This is a genomic window from Mycobacterium sp. (assembly GCF_035603715.1).
In the GTDB taxonomy this organism is placed as follows: Bacteria; Actinomycetota; Actinomycetes; order Mycobacteriales; family Mycobacteriaceae; genus Mycobacterium.
The window spans coordinates 1-16,534 of the sequence record NZ_DATNJW010000344.1; the positions used below are offsets into that span (position 1 = coordinate 1).

The 16,534-nt window shown below is 65.3% G+C and carries 18 protein-coding genes; 12 read left to right on the plus strand and 6 right to left on the minus strand.

All coding sequences use genetic code 11. The features are described 5' to 3' along the window. The 4 genes from VN856_RS14310 to VN856_RS14325 form a co-directional block, all read left to right on the plus strand. A partial coding sequence (locus tag VN856_RS14310) for a hypothetical protein (RefSeq protein WP_325690124.1) occupies window positions 1–64 on the plus strand: 64 nt, incomplete at its 5' end. Then, window positions 64–1,917: an adenylyl-sulfate kinase gene (cysC, locus tag VN856_RS14315; RefSeq protein WP_325690098.1), complete on the plus strand. Its 1,854-nt coding sequence runs from the start codon at window positions 64–66 to the stop codon at window positions 1,915–1,917. The genes VN856_RS14310 and cysC, both read left to right, overlap by 1 nt. Continuing rightward, the gene (locus VN856_RS14320) at window positions 1,914–2,651 is read left to right on the plus strand and encodes a 3'(2'),5'-bisphosphate nucleotidase CysQ (RefSeq protein WP_325690099.1); all 738 of its coding nucleotides are present in this window, start codon (window positions 1,914–1,916) and stop codon (window positions 2,649–2,651) included. The genes cysC and VN856_RS14320 overlap by 4 nt, the downstream gene beginning before the upstream one ends. Before the next feature lie 28 nt (window positions 2,652–2,679). Further along, window positions 2,680–3,162: an Rrf2 family transcriptional regulator gene (locus VN856_RS14325; protein WP_325690126.1), complete on the plus strand. Its 483-nt coding sequence runs from the start codon at window positions 2,680–2,682 to the stop codon at window positions 3,160–3,162. Here the strand turns inward: VN856_RS14325 and VN856_RS14330 are convergent. Next, on the minus strand, window positions 3,159–3,548 hold the full coding sequence (locus VN856_RS14330) for a VOC family protein (protein ID WP_325690101.1): 390 nt from the start codon (window positions 3,546–3,548) through the stop codon (window positions 3,159–3,161). The genes VN856_RS14325 and VN856_RS14330 overlap by 4 nt on opposite strands. A 61-nt stretch (window positions 3,549–3,609) precedes the next feature. Then, on the minus strand, window positions 3,610–4,023 hold the full coding sequence (locus tag VN856_RS14335) for a VOC family protein (RefSeq protein ID WP_325690128.1): 414 nt from the start codon (window positions 4,021–4,023) through the stop codon (window positions 3,610–3,612). Window positions 4,024–4,100: 77 nt separating this feature from the next. On the opposite strand from VN856_RS14335, the gene VN856_RS14340 reads away from it, so the two are divergent. Both VN856_RS14340 and VN856_RS14345 read left to right on the plus strand, forming a co-directional pair. Then, on the plus strand, window positions 4,101–4,991 hold the full coding sequence (locus tag VN856_RS14340) for an LLM class flavin-dependent oxidoreductase (RefSeq protein ID WP_325690130.1): 891 nt from the start codon (window positions 4,101–4,103) through the stop codon (window positions 4,989–4,991). Further along, complete coding sequence (locus VN856_RS14345) at window positions 4,992–5,378, plus strand: DUF2237 domain-containing protein (RefSeq protein WP_325690103.1); 387 nt, start codon at window positions 4,992–4,994, stop codon at window positions 5,376–5,378. 7 nt (window positions 5,379–5,385) lie between these two features. Here the strand turns inward: VN856_RS14345 and VN856_RS14350 are convergent, their stop codons facing one another. Then, on the minus strand, window positions 5,386–6,063 hold the full coding sequence (locus VN856_RS14350; RefSeq protein WP_325690105.1) for a TetR/AcrR family transcriptional regulator: 678 nt from the start codon (window positions 6,061–6,063) through the stop codon (window positions 5,386–5,388). A 167-nt stretch (window positions 6,064–6,230) separates the two neighbouring features. On the opposite strand from VN856_RS14350, the gene VN856_RS14355 reads away from it, so the two are divergent. Continuing rightward, complete coding sequence (locus VN856_RS14355; RefSeq protein WP_325690106.1) at window positions 6,231–8,864, plus strand: FAD/NAD(P)-binding protein; 2,634 nt, start codon at window positions 6,231–6,233, stop codon at window positions 8,862–8,864. Window positions 8,865–8,908: 44 nt separating this feature from the next. On the opposite strand, the gene VN856_RS14360 is transcribed toward VN856_RS14355, so the two are convergent. Beyond that, window positions 8,909–10,294 carry a DUF2254 domain-containing protein gene (locus VN856_RS14360; protein ID WP_325690108.1) on the minus strand — a complete coding sequence of 462 codons (1,386 nt, stop codon included), beginning with the start codon at window positions 10,292–10,294 and terminating at the stop codon, window positions 8,909–8,911. Window positions 10,295–10,438: 144 nt separating this feature from the next. On the opposite strand from VN856_RS14360, the gene VN856_RS14365 reads away from it, so the two are divergent. Beyond that, a complete protein-coding gene (locus VN856_RS14365) occupies window positions 10,439–10,960 on the plus strand; it encodes a DUF4232 domain-containing protein (protein WP_325690110.1) in 522 nt (173 codons plus the stop codon). Between the two features lie 23 nt (window positions 10,961–10,983). Here the strand turns inward: VN856_RS14365 and VN856_RS14370 are convergent, their stop codons facing one another. Next, on the minus strand, window positions 10,984–11,826 hold the full coding sequence (locus VN856_RS14370; protein WP_325690112.1) for an FkbM family methyltransferase: 843 nt from the start codon (window positions 11,824–11,826) through the stop codon (window positions 10,984–10,986). Between the two features lie 109 nt (window positions 11,827–11,935). Between VN856_RS14370 and VN856_RS14375 the strand changes: the two genes are divergently transcribed. The 3 genes from VN856_RS14375 to VN856_RS14385 all read left to right on the plus strand — a co-directional run bounded on the left by VN856_RS14375 (window position 11,936) and on the right by VN856_RS14385 (window position 14,231). Further along, entirely contained in the window at window positions 11,936–12,268 is a 333-nt protein-coding gene (locus VN856_RS14375; RefSeq protein WP_325690114.1) for a hypothetical protein, read from the plus strand. Between the two features lie 192 nt (window positions 12,269–12,460). Next, a complete protein-coding gene (locus VN856_RS14380; protein ID WP_325690116.1) occupies window positions 12,461–13,528 on the plus strand; it encodes a hypothetical protein in 1,068 nt (355 codons plus the stop codon). A 67-nt stretch (window positions 13,529–13,595) separates the two neighbouring features. After that, window positions 13,596–14,231 carry a serine protease gene (locus tag VN856_RS14385; protein WP_325690118.1) on the plus strand — a complete coding sequence of 212 codons (636 nt, stop codon included), beginning with the start codon at window positions 13,596–13,598 and terminating at the stop codon, window positions 14,229–14,231. 79 nt (window positions 14,232–14,310) lie between these two features. On the opposite strand, the gene VN856_RS14390 is transcribed toward VN856_RS14385, so the two are convergent. Then, the gene (locus VN856_RS14390; RefSeq protein WP_325690120.1) at window positions 14,311–15,615 is read right to left on the minus strand and encodes a PPE family protein, SVP subgroup; all 1,305 of its coding nucleotides are present in this window, start codon (window positions 15,613–15,615) and stop codon (window positions 14,311–14,313) included. A gap of 688 nt (window positions 15,616–16,303) precedes the next feature. On the opposite strand from VN856_RS14390, the gene VN856_RS14395 reads away from it, so the two are divergent. Then, window positions 16,304–16,534: alpha/beta hydrolase (locus VN856_RS14395; RefSeq protein WP_325690122.1), on the plus strand; the 231-nt coding region annotated here is incomplete at its 3' end.

Genomic DNA, 16,534 nt, shown 5'->3' on the forward strand with positions numbered 1-16,534 from the left:
CAGGGCCGACGATCGGATCTCCGAAGCCGGCATGGAAGATCGCAAGCGGCAGGGCTACTTCTGATGACCGTTTCCACGACGCTGTTGCGTCTCGCGACCGCCGGTTCCGTCGATGACGGCAAGTCCACGCTGATCGGTCGCCTGCTGTATGACTCCAAGGCCGTGATGGAAGACCAGTGGGCATCGGTCAAACGGGCCTCCGAGGAGCGCGGTCACGAATACACCGACCTCGCGCTGGTGACCGATGGCTTGCGGGCCGAACGCGAACAGGGCATCACCATCGATGTCGCCTACCGTTACTTCGCCACTCCCAAGCGGAAATTCATCATCGCCGACACTCCGGGTCACACCCAGTACACCCGCAACATGGTGACCGGGGCGTCCACCGCCCAGCTGGCCATCGTGCTCGTCGACGCCCGGCACGGTCTGCTGGAGCAGTCCCGCCGGCACACGTTCCTGGCGTCGCTGCTGGGCATCGAGCACATCGTGCTCGCCGTTAACAAGATGGACCTGATCGATTGGGACAAAGAAACTTTCGAGTCGATCCGTGACGAGTTCTACGCCTTTGCCACTCGCCTCGACGTCCAAGATGTGCTCACCATCCCGATGTCGGCGCTGCACGGCGACAACGTGGTCACCAAGTCCGACCACACCCCGTGGTACGAGGGCCCGACGCTGCTGTCGCACCTCGAAGAGGTCTACGTCGCCGCCGACCGTAACCTGGTCGACGTTCGGTTCCCAGTGCAGTACGTCATCCGGCCGCAGACTCGCGATCATCAAGACCACCGCAGCTACGCGGGCACGGTCGCCAGCGGTGTGATGCGTCCGGGCGATGATGTCGTCGTGCTGCCGACCGGTAAGCCCACCCGCATCACCGCGATCGAAGGGCCCAACGGGCCAGTGGCAGAGGCATTTCCGCCGATGGCCGTCTCGGTCAGCCTCGCCGACGACATCGACATCTCCCGCGGCGACATGATCGCCCGGCCCGCCAATGCGCCGCGGGTCACCCAGGAATTCGATGCGACGGTGTGCTGGATGGCCGACGCCGCGGCGCTGGAATCCGGCCGCGACTATCTGATCAAGCACACCACCCAGACCACGCGGGTCAGGGTCACCGCGCTGGACTACCGGCTTGATGTCAATACGCTGCGTCGTGACAAGGACGCAACCGCGTTGCAGCTCAACGAGCTTGGCCGTGTGTCGCTGCGCTCCCAGGTGCCGCTGCTGCTGGACGAGTACACCCGCAACGCCAGCACCGGGTCGTTCATCCTGATCGACCCGAACACCAATGGGACCGTCGCCGCGGGCATGGTGCTGCGGGAGGTCTCGAGTCTCTCGTCCAGCCCCAACACGGTGGTGCACAAGTCGCTGGTGACGGCCGAGGATCGGACGGCGCGGGGCCGCACCCTGTGGTTCACCGGCCTTTCGGGTTCGGGCAAGTCGTCGGTGGCGATGCTCGTCGAGCAGAAGCTGCTCGAAAAGGGCATTCCCGCTTATGTTCTCGACGGCGACAATCTGCGCCACGGCCTGAACGCGGATCTGGGCTTTTCCATGGCCGACCGCGCCGAGAACATGCGCCGGCTGGCGCACGTCGCGGCGCTGATCGCCGACACGGGCCACACCGTGCTGGTGCCGGCGATCAGCCCCCTGGAAGAACATCGCGACCTGGCCCGCGGGGTGCATGCGGACGCCGGCCTCGATTTCATCGAGCTGTTCTGCGACACCCCGCTGGAGGATTGCGAGCGGCGAGACCCCAAGGGCCTCTACGCCAAGGCGCGGGCGGGTGAGATCACCCACTTCACCGGAATCGACAGCCCGTACCAGCGGCCGAAGAACCCCGATTTGCGGCTCACGCCGGATCGCAGCTGCGACGAGTTGGCACAGCAGGTCGTCGATCTGATCGAGGCTCGCAGTTGAGCGGCGACAACGACCACGAGGTGGCGGCCCGGCTGGCCACCGAAGCCGGCCAGCTGTTGCTCGCGGTGCGTGCGGAGCTTGCCGATGCCACCGCGGCCGAGCGGAAAGCCGCGGGGGACAAGCGGTCCCACGACTACCTGATGGAAGCGCTGGCACGTGAACGTCCGGATGATGCGGTGCTCTCCGAAGAGGGAGTCGACGACCCGGTGCGGCTGAGCGCGCAACGGGTGTGGATCGTCGATCCGCTGGACGGCACCCGGGAGTTCTCCGAACTCGGCCGCGAGGACTGGGCCGTGCACGTCGCGCTGTGGCAATCCGGTGTCCTCGTCGCGGGCGCGGTTGCCCTTCCGGCACAGGGCATTACGTTGGCCACCCCCGATCCGGCACCCCCACCGGCGCATTCCGGACAACCCCGGATCGTGGTGTCGCGCACCCGCCCGCCGGCGATCGCTCTTCAAGTCCGCGATCAGCTGAACGGCACCCTGGTCGAGATGGGCTCGGCCGGAGCCAAGGTCGCCGCCGTCATCCAGGGGTTGGCCGACATCTACGTCCACGCCGGCGGACAGTACGAGTGGGATTCGGCGGCTCCGGTCGCTGTGGCCCGCGCCGCCGGATTGCACACCTCGCGCATCAACGGGTCGCCGCTGGAGTACAACCGGGCCGACCCGCTGTTGCCGGACCTGGTGGTGTGCCGCCCTGAATACGCCGACGCGGTGCTCGCGGTCACGGGCTGAGCAGCGAACGGTGGGACAATCCCATTCCATGCGGATGTCGGCGAAGGCGGAGTACGCGGTGCGGGCGATGGTCGAGCTGGCCACCCTCGGTGACGGCGTCCGCGTCACCACCGACGATCTGGCGAATGCTCAGGGAATCCCGCCGCAGTTTCTCGTCGACATCTTGTCTACGCTGCGCAACGATCGGTTGGTGCGCAGCCACCGCGGTCGCGACGGCGGCTACGAATTAGCCCGTCCCGGAACAGAAATCAGCATCGCCGACGTATTGCGCTGCATCGACGGCCCGCTGGCCAGCGTCCGCGACATCGGGCTGGGCGATCTGCCCTATTCCGGCCCGACCGCGGCGCTCACCGACGTCTGGCGGGCGCTGCGGGCCAGCATGCGCTCGGTGCTGGAGCAGACCAGCCTGGCTGACGTCGCGGCCGGAGCCCTGCCCGACCACGTCGCTCGCATGGCCGACGATTACCGCGACCAGGAGAGTCACCGGCACGCTCAGCGCGGCGCCGGCTAGCTGCCCGACCCGTAGGGCCGGGTGAGGATCTCCAAATAGTGGCCGGCCGGATCCTGGAAGTAGACGCCGCGACCGCCGTCGTTGGTGTTGAACTCGCCGGGCCGTCGTCTGGCCGGATCGGCCCAATGCTGCAGCCCGCGTGACGTGATCTTGCCGTAGATCGCGTCGAAGTCGTCCTCGGAAACCAAAAACGCGTAATGCTGTGGGCGAATCTCTTCGGCGGTGGCCACCTCGGCGTAGTCGAGGGTTGCGCCGTGTTCCAGGGCTACGGCGAGAAAGTGGCCGAACGGTTTAGGACTCGGCAGCCCGAACAGTTCGCTGATGAACTCGGCGGACTTCCGCTGATCGTGGGCGGCAACGATGGTGTGGTTGAACTCGATAGGCATCGTGCTTACCAGTGAACCACTCTGGCCGGGCCGGCGCCACAACGTCGCCACAACGCCGGTGCTATTTCGGCGCGGTCAACTCCAGGGCGATGTTGTCCGGATCGCGAAACTCCAAAATGTAGGACGGCCCGATGTCTTTGATCGGCTCGTGGTCGATGCCGAGTTCGTCGAGAAACTGTGCTGCGGAGTCTAATTCGGCCCTGTCGGCCGTCCGGAACGCGATGTGGTCCAGGCCGGCGCGGTCCTCGTGAAAACGGTCAGTGGCCACCGGCCGCAGCGCGATCAGCGCGCCGCCCAAGTCATAGATGACACCACCGAACAGGAAGCCGAGCTGCTTGCGCGTCGCCTCGTCTGCGTTGTCGGGAACCTCGAGCAGGACGGGCCAGCCGAAGACGCTCTCGTAGAACCGTCGAGACCGCTCGATGTCGGTGACGGTGAGCCGCACATGCGCGATCGAGTTGGCGGTGATGACCATCCCGGTGATGCTGCCACGTCGGCGAGGTGCGGGCATAGAACGGTCCGCATGCCAGAATCTCGATTGTGCGGGTAGCGATGACCATGCCGGTGATGGAGCCGGAATTGGACGCCGAGGTGCTGCGGGACTGGGCGCAGGCGATCGACGACGGACCGTTCTCGTCGTTGTGTTGGGGCGAGCGGATGGCCTTCGACAACCCCGAGACGTTGACGTTGCTGGGCGCGCTGGCCGCGTGGACCGACCGGGTACGGCTGGTGACGACAGTGATGGTGCCCCAACTGCACGACCCGGTGATGCTGGCGAAGGCGTTGGCGACCGGCGACATGCTGTCCGGCGGGCGGTTGACCGTAGGGCTTGGTGTCGGCGGCCGGGTCGAGGACTACCGGGCCGTTGGCGCTGATCCGGCGACGCAGACGATGCGCGGGATGGCCAAGTCGGTCGCCGTGATGAAACGCGTGTGGGGCGGCGAGAAAATCACCGAGTCGGTCCTGCCGGTCGGTCCGGCGCCGGTCCAGCCGGGCGGGCCGCCGCTGCTGGTCGGGACCATCGGGCCCAAGACGCTGCGCAGTGCCGCGGCGTGGGCCGACGGCCTGGCCGGCACCACGTTGGACCTCGACGTCGCCAAGCAGAACGAGCTATTCGACGTCGCACGCGACGCGTGGGCCGAGACCGGCAAGACCAAGCCGCACCTGGCCACCTCGTTCTGGTTCGCGCTCGGCTCAGTCGACGAGGCCCGCCGGCAGGTGCACCGGCATTTGCGCCGGTACATGAACTGGATACCGGCCGAATACATCGACGCGATGGCGCCCACGACCGGCTTCGCCGGTGGCGAGGACGATCTGGCCGCCGTGCTTCGTAAGTTCGAAGCGGTCGGAGCCGACGAAATCCAGCTCATCCCAACCAGTTCCGACCTCGAACAAGTCGAGCGCGCTGCGGACCTGGTCGAGGCGATGCAGGGCGGGGCATGAATGCCTGAACGCAACGTACTGGGGGGTCCGCTGGAACCGTGCGGCAGCGAGCCGCTCACCGGCTTCTACCGCGACGGTTGCTGCTCGAGCGGCCCGGAAGATCTTGGTTTGCACACGATTTGCGCGGTGGTGACTGCCGAATTCCTCGAGCATCAGCGCATGATCGGCAATGACCTCTCAACACCGATGCCGCAGTTCCGGTTTCCCGGCCTGGTGCCCGGGGACCGGTGGTGCGTCACCGCCGGCAACTGGCTGTTGGCCTACCGCGATGGGTTCGCCGCCCCGGTGGTGTTGGCGTCCACCCATGAGCGGACCCTCGAGGTCGTGCCACTGGAAGCCTTGCAGGAGAACGCCGTTGACGTCCCTGACGATCTGGGCGGGTTGTAGCGGGCTATCAGATTTCCTGAGCTGGAGCGGGTATCGGTTCTTGCGGGTCAAGGTGGATCCCGCGCGATTGCAGTGCGCTGCTCAGCAGCGCCCAGATCCATTCGGAGAGTTGCGCCGTGAATTCCGCGAGGGGCTGGGGTGCGGGGCTGTTGAGCCAGTGGGTGGTGGCTGATTCGACGAAGCCGACGATGCCGAAGCTCAGCGGCTCGACTGGGATGTCACCCGACCCGACTGCCCAGAAATACCCCTCGAGCTGGCCCGCTACGCTTCCGGCGACAGCGCTGTTGACTTCGCGAATGGCAGCGACGCCGTTGACGTCGTCGCTGAGCGGGTGCAGAGTCAAATATTCGTACAAATGCGGGTGGTCTACGCGCCACCGTAGATGCCTCGAGACCGCGTGGGTGATCATCTCGATCGGGCGCCCGGTCGGATTCCACACCGGCCTCTGCGCGGCGATCAGCATGTCGCTTGCCCGCCGCGCGATGCTGTGATGCAGGTCAGCGGCGCCGCCGAAGTACCGATACAGCTTGGTGCGGGTCACCCCTACGTAGCGGGCGACCTGCTCGGTCGACGTCTGGGGGCCGTAGTGCGCGATAGCACGCAACGCCGCGTCCACGAATTCGGCGCGACGCCTGTCCCGCTGACCTGACCAGCGGGTCGTTCGCCCGTCAACAAACTCGGACATGGCCGCACTCGCTCGAGCTCATGCTTTACACGGTACGGGGTGTCCCGCTAACCTAAAGCGGTACGTGACGTACCACTTAGTCGTTGAGGGGTGATTAAGCGGCGCGCCAGCTGGCTCTCATCGTGCGTTAAGCAGCTCAATCAGCCGGTGAGATATAGCCTTCCGCCATGATGCGTGTCGCGATTGTCGGCGGTGGGGCCGCGGGTGTGCTCGCCGCGGTGCATCTCCGCCGCGCCGTGCCGGACGCGCAGATCACGTTGATCGACGCCTCCGGGCGACCCGGCACCGGAGCGGCGTACGGAACCGACGACCCGACGTTTCTGCTGAACGTGCCCGCGCCGCGGATGTCGGCCTGGCCAGACGATCCCGATCACTTCACCCGCTGGCTGGACGAGCGAGCCGTCACGCCGGCCGAAAGCTTTGCACCACGGCTTGCCTACGGCCGATACCTGCAAGACCAGCTTGCGACAGCCGATGTGCGAATGGAGACCGCCGAGGGCGTGGAATTGACACCGGGCACCCCAGTGCGGTTGTCGCTTAACGACGGACGCCATTTGTCGGCCGACGCCGTGGTGCTCGCGTCCGGGCGGCCGCAGAGCGGCATGCCCGACTCGTTGGAACGTGCCTTCGCCCCGGTGCTGGCCGAAGGCACCGACGGCAGGGTGGTGCTGGACCCGTGGGCGCCTGGCGCGCTGGCGGCGCTCGGTGCGCGACGACCGGCCAACGTTTTGGTGATCGGCTCGGGGCTCACCGGGGTTGATGTCGCGCTGCATCTCACCGCGCGCGGTACCGCGGTCACGCTGCTGTCGCGTCACGGCGCACTCCCGCGCCGATTCCGTGCCACCGGTGCACCGACGGAATTGCCCCACCTCGACGCGCTGCCCGCCGAGGTTTCGCTCGAGCAACTGCGCGCCGCGCTTGCCGCGGACCTCGAGCACGCTCGCGAAGGCGGTGCCGACTGGCGGCAAGTGATCGATGCGGTTCGGCCGCGCACCGCCCGGCTCTGGCAGTCGTTGGGCTGGGAGGACCAGCGCCGGTTCCTACGCGAGGATCTGCGGCAGTGGGAGGTGCTTCGGCATCGGATGCCGCCCACGATCGCCGACGCGATCCACGCCGCGATCGATGATGGCCAACTGGTCATCGAGGCGGGTGAGGTCGCCGATGTGTCGCTGCGCCGCAAGGGCGTCGAGCTGGTGGTGACCACCAGTGACCGATCCGTGCGCCGGCGTGGTGACGCGGTTGTCGTCGCGGCCGGCGCGGCCTGGGACCGGCGGTCGCTGCAACGCTCTGCGCTCTGGGCCAACCTGTTGGCCGCAGACGTCGCCTCGCTGCACCCGAGCGGCGTCGGCGTGCGGCTCACTGAAGACGGCTATCTCATCAACGGGTCGGGGGACACGGTCCCCAACATCATCTGCGTCGGCTCCATTCGTCAGGGCGAGGAGTGGGAAACCACTGCGATTCCCGAAATCCGCACGCAGGCAGCGGCTGTCGCGAAGCTGCTTGCCGATGGCACCCGCCATCAACCGGTGCGCGCGCCCCGTCTGGTCACGGCTGCACCGACATTGACCGGTGCTTCTGCGTCGTATGCCGAAGGCGTGCGTCGCCTGCTCGCAGTTCAAGACCGCGCCTCGACCGCCTTTGCGGCCGCGGTCGCCGAAGACCCGCAGCATGCACGCGCGCACGTCGCGTTGGCGATGATCGCCACCGAACGGCCGGACCGGGCCGGTGGGCCCGACGCCGTCAGCGGCCATCTCGCCCGTGCGCGTGCGGCTTTGGCGCATGGCAGCGACGAAGACCGCAGCCACGTCGAGGCCATCGCGACCTGGTGTGAGAAGGGCAACGAAGCGGGTACCGACGCACTCATCGACCATCTCGATCGCGTCCCGGACGACGCGGTCGCGTTGCTGGTGCTGGCGCCGTCGATCGCGTTCGCCGGTGCCGGTGACGCGTTGCCGGATGCTTGGCAGTACGTCGAGCGGTTCACCGGTGTGCACGGCGAGGCGCCGTGGTATCTCGGTCTACGCGCCTACGGGCGAACCGAGCAGGGCCTCTGGTACGACGCAGCCGACTTGGCCGACGCCGCACTGGAACTCGATCCAGGCAACGGCAACGCCGCACATGCGCTGACGCACGTGCACTACGAGACCGATGCGCACGGGGCCGGGCTGAAATGGCTGACGGACTGGATCCCCGGCGACGGCAGCACGCAGCGCTATCTACCCCACTTCCAATGGCATGCCGCGCTGCACGAACTGGCGATGGGCGACGCGGCCGCTGCCGCGCGCCGCTACAACGCGTTTCTCGCACCGCCGCATTCGAAGGGTGTGCGTTGCCTTGTCGATGCGGGTTCATTGGCGTGGCGGGCACGTCTGCACCCGGACTGGGTCACGCCACCCGACCCGATGCGCGTGATCAACGAGGTTGGCTCGCTTGCTTTTTCGCCGCAGACACCGTTCATCGCCTTCCATGCGCTGTTGGTCCTGGCCGCGGCGAACGATCCGGCCGCGATCCGCGCGATCAATGTTCCGGGTGCCACCGATGCGCAGCTGACGACCTTGCGTCTAATCGGCGAAGGCCTGATCGCGTTGACGGCGGGGGAGCCGCGCGCCGCGCTCGACTACCTCCTCGAATCGCTTGGCGGGCTTGCCTCGATCGGCGGCAGTCGCGTGCAGCAAGAGGTGATTCTGGAAACGGCGCTGGCTGCAATGCTTCAACTCGGTGCGCCGGGCCAAGCGGCGCGGCTGCTGTCGCGGCATCGCGCCGCACCGGGGCCGCAAGTGACCCGCGGCGCAGTGAACTGACTTGGCGTGCAAGGGATCACGACGCCTCGATGCTGAACCCTCGGTCAGGTGAAGTCGTATTCCGGTTGCACCTGATTGGCGGCAGAGTCGCTCAGCCGGGCATAGACGCTGGCTACGGCTTTGAAGCGGCCTTCGACGGCGACGCGGTCGAATTCCTCATGCACCGACTCGAGGTTTTCGCGCTGGATCATGGTGGCCTCGTCCATCAGTGCACGAGCCTGTTCGAGGTCGGTGGTCTGCTCCATGATCGCTTTGATTGCTTCGAGTTGGCGCATCAGCAGGGCGGGCATCCCACGACTGGCCTGGCGGATCTTGTCGAATGACCGCTGGACCAAGTTTTCGTACGTGACCTGCTCGCAGATTACCCGGATTGCGCCGTCGCGGTCGCGATAGGCCTGTGCCGGCGTCCACACTTTCGCGAGCTTGCACAGCGTGTTGCTGAGCCAGTCCACGCAGGTCAACGCCGTGTATGTGTCGTTGACCGCCGGCGAGAGTGCACGGATGGCGATCTCGACTAGTTGGTCGATCCCGAAGGCGGGGTCCTGGGCCAGTGTGCGGACCGGCCCGGTGACGTGTGTTCGTTTCACGCTCCGGGTCATGCGGTTCGCAGCCTCGGGCGGCCACACTGCGGCGAGTTCACTGTCCTCGACCAAGAAGTGCCCCGGGCGATAGGGCAAGTGCACCACTGCATCGGCGCCCGACGCGGCGCGAATCAGCATGTCGTAGCGGATGGCCTGCAGGTAGCCGCCTTTCGGGGTACGGATCATCGCGCCTGACGACTCGATGGTGTCGACCAGCGCGGCGATTTCTGCACTGTCCGGCTCGTTTGCGGTGGCCATCCGGATGTCGGGCTTTCGCACCCCCAGGTAGCGCTTCAAATCTCCGGCAATACTGGCGATTACGAAGGGAAGCTGGATCTGGATCGCGATGTGGTGCAGGAAGTAGATGAGCACGGCCAGATCGACCAGCACCAGCAGGAATACGCAGGAGACGGAAAAGTGCGGCACGAATTCGCCGTGCTCGCCGGGGCCGACTGCCAGAAGGACCAGTACGCAGTACACGGCTGTCGCCACAAACGTGCCCAGTGTGAGTTGAGTACCGCGATCACGGATGAAGTTTCGCAGCATCCGAGGTCCGAACTGGGTTGATGCCAGCGTCAATGTAACGATTGTGACCGAGAAATTGATTCCGATGACCGTCATGATCGCTGCGGCCACCGCTAGGAGAATCTCGCGTGCTGTGTCTGCGCTGCCGGCCTCCACCCATGCCGGAAGTGTGAGCGTGCCGTGGTAGACGGCACGATCTACCTCCAAGGTGGCTGCGAACAGCGCAATCGAGGCGAGCACCTCCAAGCTCGGCACCAGCCAGAAGTTGGTTCGCAGTACTTCGCGACGCCACTGCGACACAGTCATCCCGGAAATAAACAGCATGAAGCCACGCTAGAGGAAGTATCTAATTTTGCCCGATTCCAGAGATTATTCATTGGCTACTCAAAGTTGGCGCCTAAAATGTGCCGCACGTCCCGAATTGAATAGAGCCACGGCATCCGAACCTCAGTAGCAAATGGAGAAATCATGAAGCCGTTAGCGACATTGGCAGCAGCTGGGATCGCCATTTCGGCCGCAACATTCGGCGTGGCCGCGACCGCACACGCCGGGGGCCCGCCCAACGACGGCGGCGGTGGCGGCGGTGCGCCAGCGAGTGCGCCGGGTCATTGCTCCGACGCTGACCTGACGGTCACCAACGGACCGCTCCAGTCGGCAAATACGTTGCGGCGCGTCGTCGTGTCCTTCAAAAACACGTCGTCAAACCAATGCATGCTCTCCGGATATCCGGACGCAAACCTGGTCACCGCGGCCGGTGGCGTGCTGGTGCACGTCGCGAACCGGCCGGCCAATGCGGCGCATGTGCTTCACCTCAACCCGGGCGACATCGCGAACGCGGACGTCGAGTCGTCTGCGCTGGACATCAATGGGTCGGGAAATCCTTGCCCACGTGAAGGCACGTTGGTAGTCACGGCGCCTGGCGATTCCGTGTCGCACGAATTGCCCATCGCGCTACCGATTTGCAACGCGACGATCAGCTCAGTGGATTAAGCGGCCCGCTTTTCGCGTCGCGGCTAGTCGACGAGTTGCCGTAGCTGTTCCACGGCGTCTTGTGCTGCATGCCCCCGCCGTTGCAGTTCGATGACGCAGAAGACGGCAAGGTCGACGGATCCGTAGATGTGAAAGGCGATCATCGCCAACTGCGAAAGTTGCTCACTGGACATGGATTCCGCGTGGGCGAGATCGCGAACATAAACGATGTCGGCCTCGAGTAGTTGATTGCCCGGTATACGGAAGTCGTCGCCGAACACCGCCGGTGCGATCGGCCACCGCTTCATTGCGGGCATCGAATGCGGTGAGAAGCCTTGCGACCGCAGCTCACGATCCACATCACCGAACGTCGGCTGATCCCGGTACAGCGGGACGAACGACATTTCGGTCTGCACCGCCACCGCGTTGCGCAGCCGTTCCCGGCCATGCTGGAACACCATCAATTCCGCCCCCTGGATGTCGATCTTGAGCAGGTCGAACTCGTCGATGTCGAGGTCGTCGAGACGATGAGTTTGGACGTCGACCTCTTCGACGACCAAACCCCACTCCGGGAACCCAGTGAACAGTCGGAGCTGATTGACGTCGGGTGTGAGAAGGCTCGTCATGCCTTCTGCTCTCGTGATTTTCAGCCGATGCGTCTGACCGTCGCCAACGACGTGCGGGAGATACCGCTCCATCGGCCCCTTGCGCCGCTCCAATTGCGCCAACGCGTGCTGCTGAGGCTCGAAACCGGTGACCGTGCACAGCCCGTCATCCAGCATCCGCTGGTAGGGCGGATCACCGTCGACAAGGTTGGCGCCGATGTCGAGAACGCTGGTCGGCCGCGAACACCGCACCAGATCGCGAAGGAGCAGCGCCAATGTCATTCGCGCATGATCGCACGGGCCGGACGGGACGCCGAGATCTTCGACACATCGCACGATTTCGTGGCCCAAAGCACGGCGGGCTGTGGCGGTAGGCAGCATGATGCCGGTCATGAAGGATGTGATGACGTTGGCGCTGTTCGCCGCCGCGATGCTGGCTGCGCCGGTCGGCCACGCCGACCCTGACCCGCATAAGCCCGACCTGGGCGCCCACTACTGCCCGGGTGGCGGGACGATTGACATGATGTCGCCTGTCGAGCCGTCGTGCGACGGCGTGCCCTATGCGGATGGCTCATACTGGCGCGCCATAAACCGGGGCGCCCCGGGGACGGCAGCACTGGTGGTTGTGCAGTGCGTCAAGCCCCCGCCACCGCCAGGGCCGTTCGGCGCTCTGGTGCCGCAACCGACCGCACCCGTCCCGGCACCGGCCGGCAGTTGCCAATAACGACCACACCGAAGTTCGGGGACTCCCGGCAACCGTCCGGCGGCAGCTTCTAGGCGCGCTTACCGCGAACCTTGGAACTTGCTGGACAACAATCTTGTTCAGCGTGTTGGCAGCAGGCCTTCGCTTAAGCTTAGATCCTCTCAGCATCACTTACGTGCTCTGACGCATCAGCACGCCTATCCCGGGGGCCTCATGACCAGCATTCACCGCGCCAGTTGTCTTGTCCGGCAATGGGGTAGCAGCGCGGGCTTAGCCGCCGCCGCTGCCGCCGTGATCGGGATGGGCACGGCGCACGCCGATGACCTGTCAACGGATATCGGGCTGCTGAACTCAGCCGAGGCCAATGTGACCGACGCCTTCAATGTGTGGACCCAGGCGTACGGAGAAGCACCCCCGAGTTCGGCCGACCTTACGCAACTCATCACCCAAACCGAGGCGATTCAGACGCCGTTGCTGTCGTCCGATAACAGCTTGTTGTTGGGCTTGGGCGAATCCTTGTTCAATGGCCCGGATCAGCAGCTTGCTCAGGCCAGTGATGCCTTCCTGTCGGCTGCTGACGCCTATGCTGCCGATCCCTCAACCACTACCGGACTCGATGCGGCATCGGCGAGCCTCCAATTCGACGAGTCCCTGTTGTTCAACTCGCTGCCCGCCAATGTCGTCGGCGCGGTCATCAATCAGGTCCTTCACCTTGGCGGCTCTGACGTCGCCGGCGCGGCGGCCACCGACCTAGCCACCAGCGCGTCCGCAACGCCAAGTGACGTGATCGGCCAGGCGATCGCTGACCTGAATCAAGGCACCGCGCTGTTGGACGCAGCGCCCATAGCCGACCTCAGCGCACGCCAAGCGGACACCCTCGCCAATTCCGAAAACCTCAACACTGAGCTGGTATCACCGCTCTCGCAGATGGCGACGTTGCAAGACGACTTTTCCGCAACCGACCAGACTTTCTTGGCCAACGCCGACGAGCAGCTTGTCACCGCCGCTGCGAACATGCTCTCAGCCGACCAGGCGTTCGTCGCCGCTGACCAAGCCGGTGAACTCAGCGGTAGTAGCTTCAACTCCGTCGACCTGACGCTGATTGACGGCGCTCTGGGACTGCTCAGCGCCGACCTCAATGTGGGCGGTGCTGAATTGTTTGCCCTAGTCACCGGCGGTCTTGACCCCTCATCGGTCGCCGACCTCGCGGCGAGTTTGGACCCTGCCACCGCCATAGACCCGTCTGTCGTCGCCGACGTGCTCTCGTCAATCGGGTTGTGATCCCTAGCGACGGCTAGCAATGCGACTCAGACACCAGGCGGTCACGACGATCGCGGTGGCTTCTGCAGTGACCGTCGCTCCTATCGTGGGCGTCGCCGCCGCTGACGGCCACGTCGTGCTTGGGGGTGGGGCTGGCATCGTGGTTGAGGGCAGCTACTGCACTCTCGGGACTATTGGCCACGACAAGACCGGCGACTTAGTGGGTTTTACCGCCGGTCATTGCGGTGGTCCCGGCGCTCCAGTCCTGGCCGAGGCGGCTGACAACCATGGCCCGGTGGGCACCGTGGCCGCTGTCGGTGGCGGCCTGGACTACGGGGTGATCAAGTTCGACCCCGCCAAGGTGACCCCGACCGCAAACTTCGCCGGATTCGCGATCAAGGGCATCGGAGCCGACCCCGACTGGCACGCGCATGCTTGTACAAACGGCGCTGCCAACGGCAGCCAATGCGGCGGGATCGCGAGTATCCCAGGGCCAGGGCCACGAAGCGCAATGAATCACGCAGTCTTCCAGCCGGGAAATGACGGAGGCCCGATCACTTCCGACGACCTGCTGATTGGACTGGTCCAGAACGGCCAAACCGTTAACGCCGACCCAACCATCCCCCGAGTTGATTTTACGCATTACACGAAATTCAGCGCGATCATGAACGACGTCAGCGCCAAAGGTGGTCCAGGCGCAGGGTTTTCACCAGTTCCGGCCTAAGCGATCCGGCTGCGGACTACCGCCGTGCACGTAAGACGTTGGTTGCCCGCCGTTCTGGCGCCGTTGAGACCACGAGATTTCAACGCGCGAGAAGGCGTTCCTTCTGGTCGGTGAATTCCTCTTCTGTTAGGAGCCCTGAATCGCGTAGGTCACCGAGTGTGACCAGTGCTTCAGCGAATTGGCGAATGTCTGCGGCGATTGCCGTGCCGTGGCCGCTCTGCGAGGTGGGCGTCGACACTGCGCGGGAGCGAGAAATCGTCCCCGTGCGCTCCTGACATCCTCGGGTCGTCGTGCCGGTGATGGCGCGGCCGGCCATGTTCGCCAGCGTCATCTCGCTGAAGAGGCTTCCGGGACTGCTGGACGCCATGACTTCTGGCGCAGCGGCCAATCCGGCCGACGGCGACGCTAATGCTGCGAGCCTGATCTCCGGTGCTGCGACGGTCCAAGCCTGCGGCACCGACAACGTCCCGACTGTGGGAGCCTGACCCAGACCCGCCGTCACCGACGGGAGTTCCGCCGGGCCCACCGCCATCGCCGGCCGCGTCAACCCGCTCTCGATGGCGACATCGGGTGGCAAGTGCCAACCGTTGAACGTGAACGTTTTCAAGATGTCTTGGTCGGTGCTTTCCAACCCCTCGAAGTGGAGTTCATCGTCGTCGAACGATAGGTCGGTAAATAAACCGGTGGTGTTCAATGGCGTCAGCGCGGCCTGGGCCACACCCGGCAAGAACAGAACGAGTGTGGACAGGTCTGACAGCGTTTCCAGCGCCGATGCAGGCGCCGCATCGGCTGCCGCCGTCGATGCAACCCCCTGCAGTCCCGCGGAGATCGCCTGTGCGCTCGTCGCGGCCGACGCCCCGGTTGTCGTCTGCGGTGCCGGAGTGAACGGAGTCAGGGTCGTCGCCGACGCCGAGGTGCCCGCGTAGCCGTACATCGCGGTCGCATCTTGCGCCCACATCTCGGCGTAGAGGGTCTCGGTGGCAGCGATCGCCGGAGTATTTTGCCCGAACAGGTTTGTCGCCACCAGCGCCTGCAACAGGGCGCGGTTGGCTGCGATCACCGGCGGGGGAACCATCGCCGCGAACGTCGCCTCATAGGCAGCGGCCGCCGCTTTGGCTTGGATGGCGGTCTGCTCGGCCTGGCTTGCGGTGGATCGCATCCATGCGGCGTAGGGTTCGGCCGCGGCGGTCATCGCCGCCGATGCGGCGCCAAGCCAGGGCCCTGCGCTTAGCTCCGAGATCACCGATCCGTACGAGGTTGCCGTCGAGTGCAACTCGGCGGCGAGGCCGTCCCAGGCCGCCGCGGCGGCCAGCATCGACCCTGACCCGGGGCCGTCATACATTCGCCCGGAGTTGATCTCCGGTGGTAAAAATGCGAAATCCATTGCTGCACAACCTCCTAATTGATCGTCGCTGCGTCAGTAGCGCCGATGGGCGGAGTCGACCCGTAAGGCGAAATCGAAGTTCGCTCGCGCACCCATCGCCGCATAAGTGCAGCTTGCGCTCCTACCGGTCGATCGCGACGCCAAATGTTTGGATCCCGGCCACAAAGTCGATGAAACAAAACCCCGAAGGGAGTCCGACGGCGGCCCACGACTGCTTGCGAGGTGGCTACGGGTCGTTCCGATTTAGAAAGCGACCTCTTCCGATGTGACAGAAGCCGTCGCGCCAATCGGGGAGTTCGTCGACTTGGCAGCGCGACGGCCTGCGGGGCTGGCCAGTCGTGGTCTCTGCGTTACTTTGGGCAACTCGCCGCGACGCGATCGGTCACTGCGCGTCCCGGCTCGTCGGACAGGGCGGAGGGCGAAGCGCCGCCGACCCATTCGTAATCGCGACGGAACCGGGGGGAGTGTTTCTGGCCGTGCTTTTGGCGCGGACACCCCACCCCCCCTACGCGCGTTCGGGTTTGACTCGCACACTTGGGTCACGGGGACGCTTGCCCAATCGCAAACCGTGAAAACGCCCGAGATCAACCCGTAGAGTTTGCTAAGTCTCAGCTGAAGAATAGCTGTGCGGATCGGGTCGCCAGGTGGGGTTCGCGATGCCTCTTGCACGGCGCTAGAGGAGGCCGCCATGGCAATGCCCGCATTGGTTCTCGTGCATGGTGGCGGGTTCGCCGCTGATTGTTGGGAGCCCACCGTCGACGCGATCCGGCGCGCGGACCCGGAGCTAAAGGTGCTGACCGTTGATTTGCCAGGTCGGCGAGGGAAGCCCGGTGACTTGGTCACGGCGTGTATCGACGAGTGGGTTGACTCTGTGGTTGCAGACATCAAGAGCGCGGAGTTCGACGACAACCTTGTCATC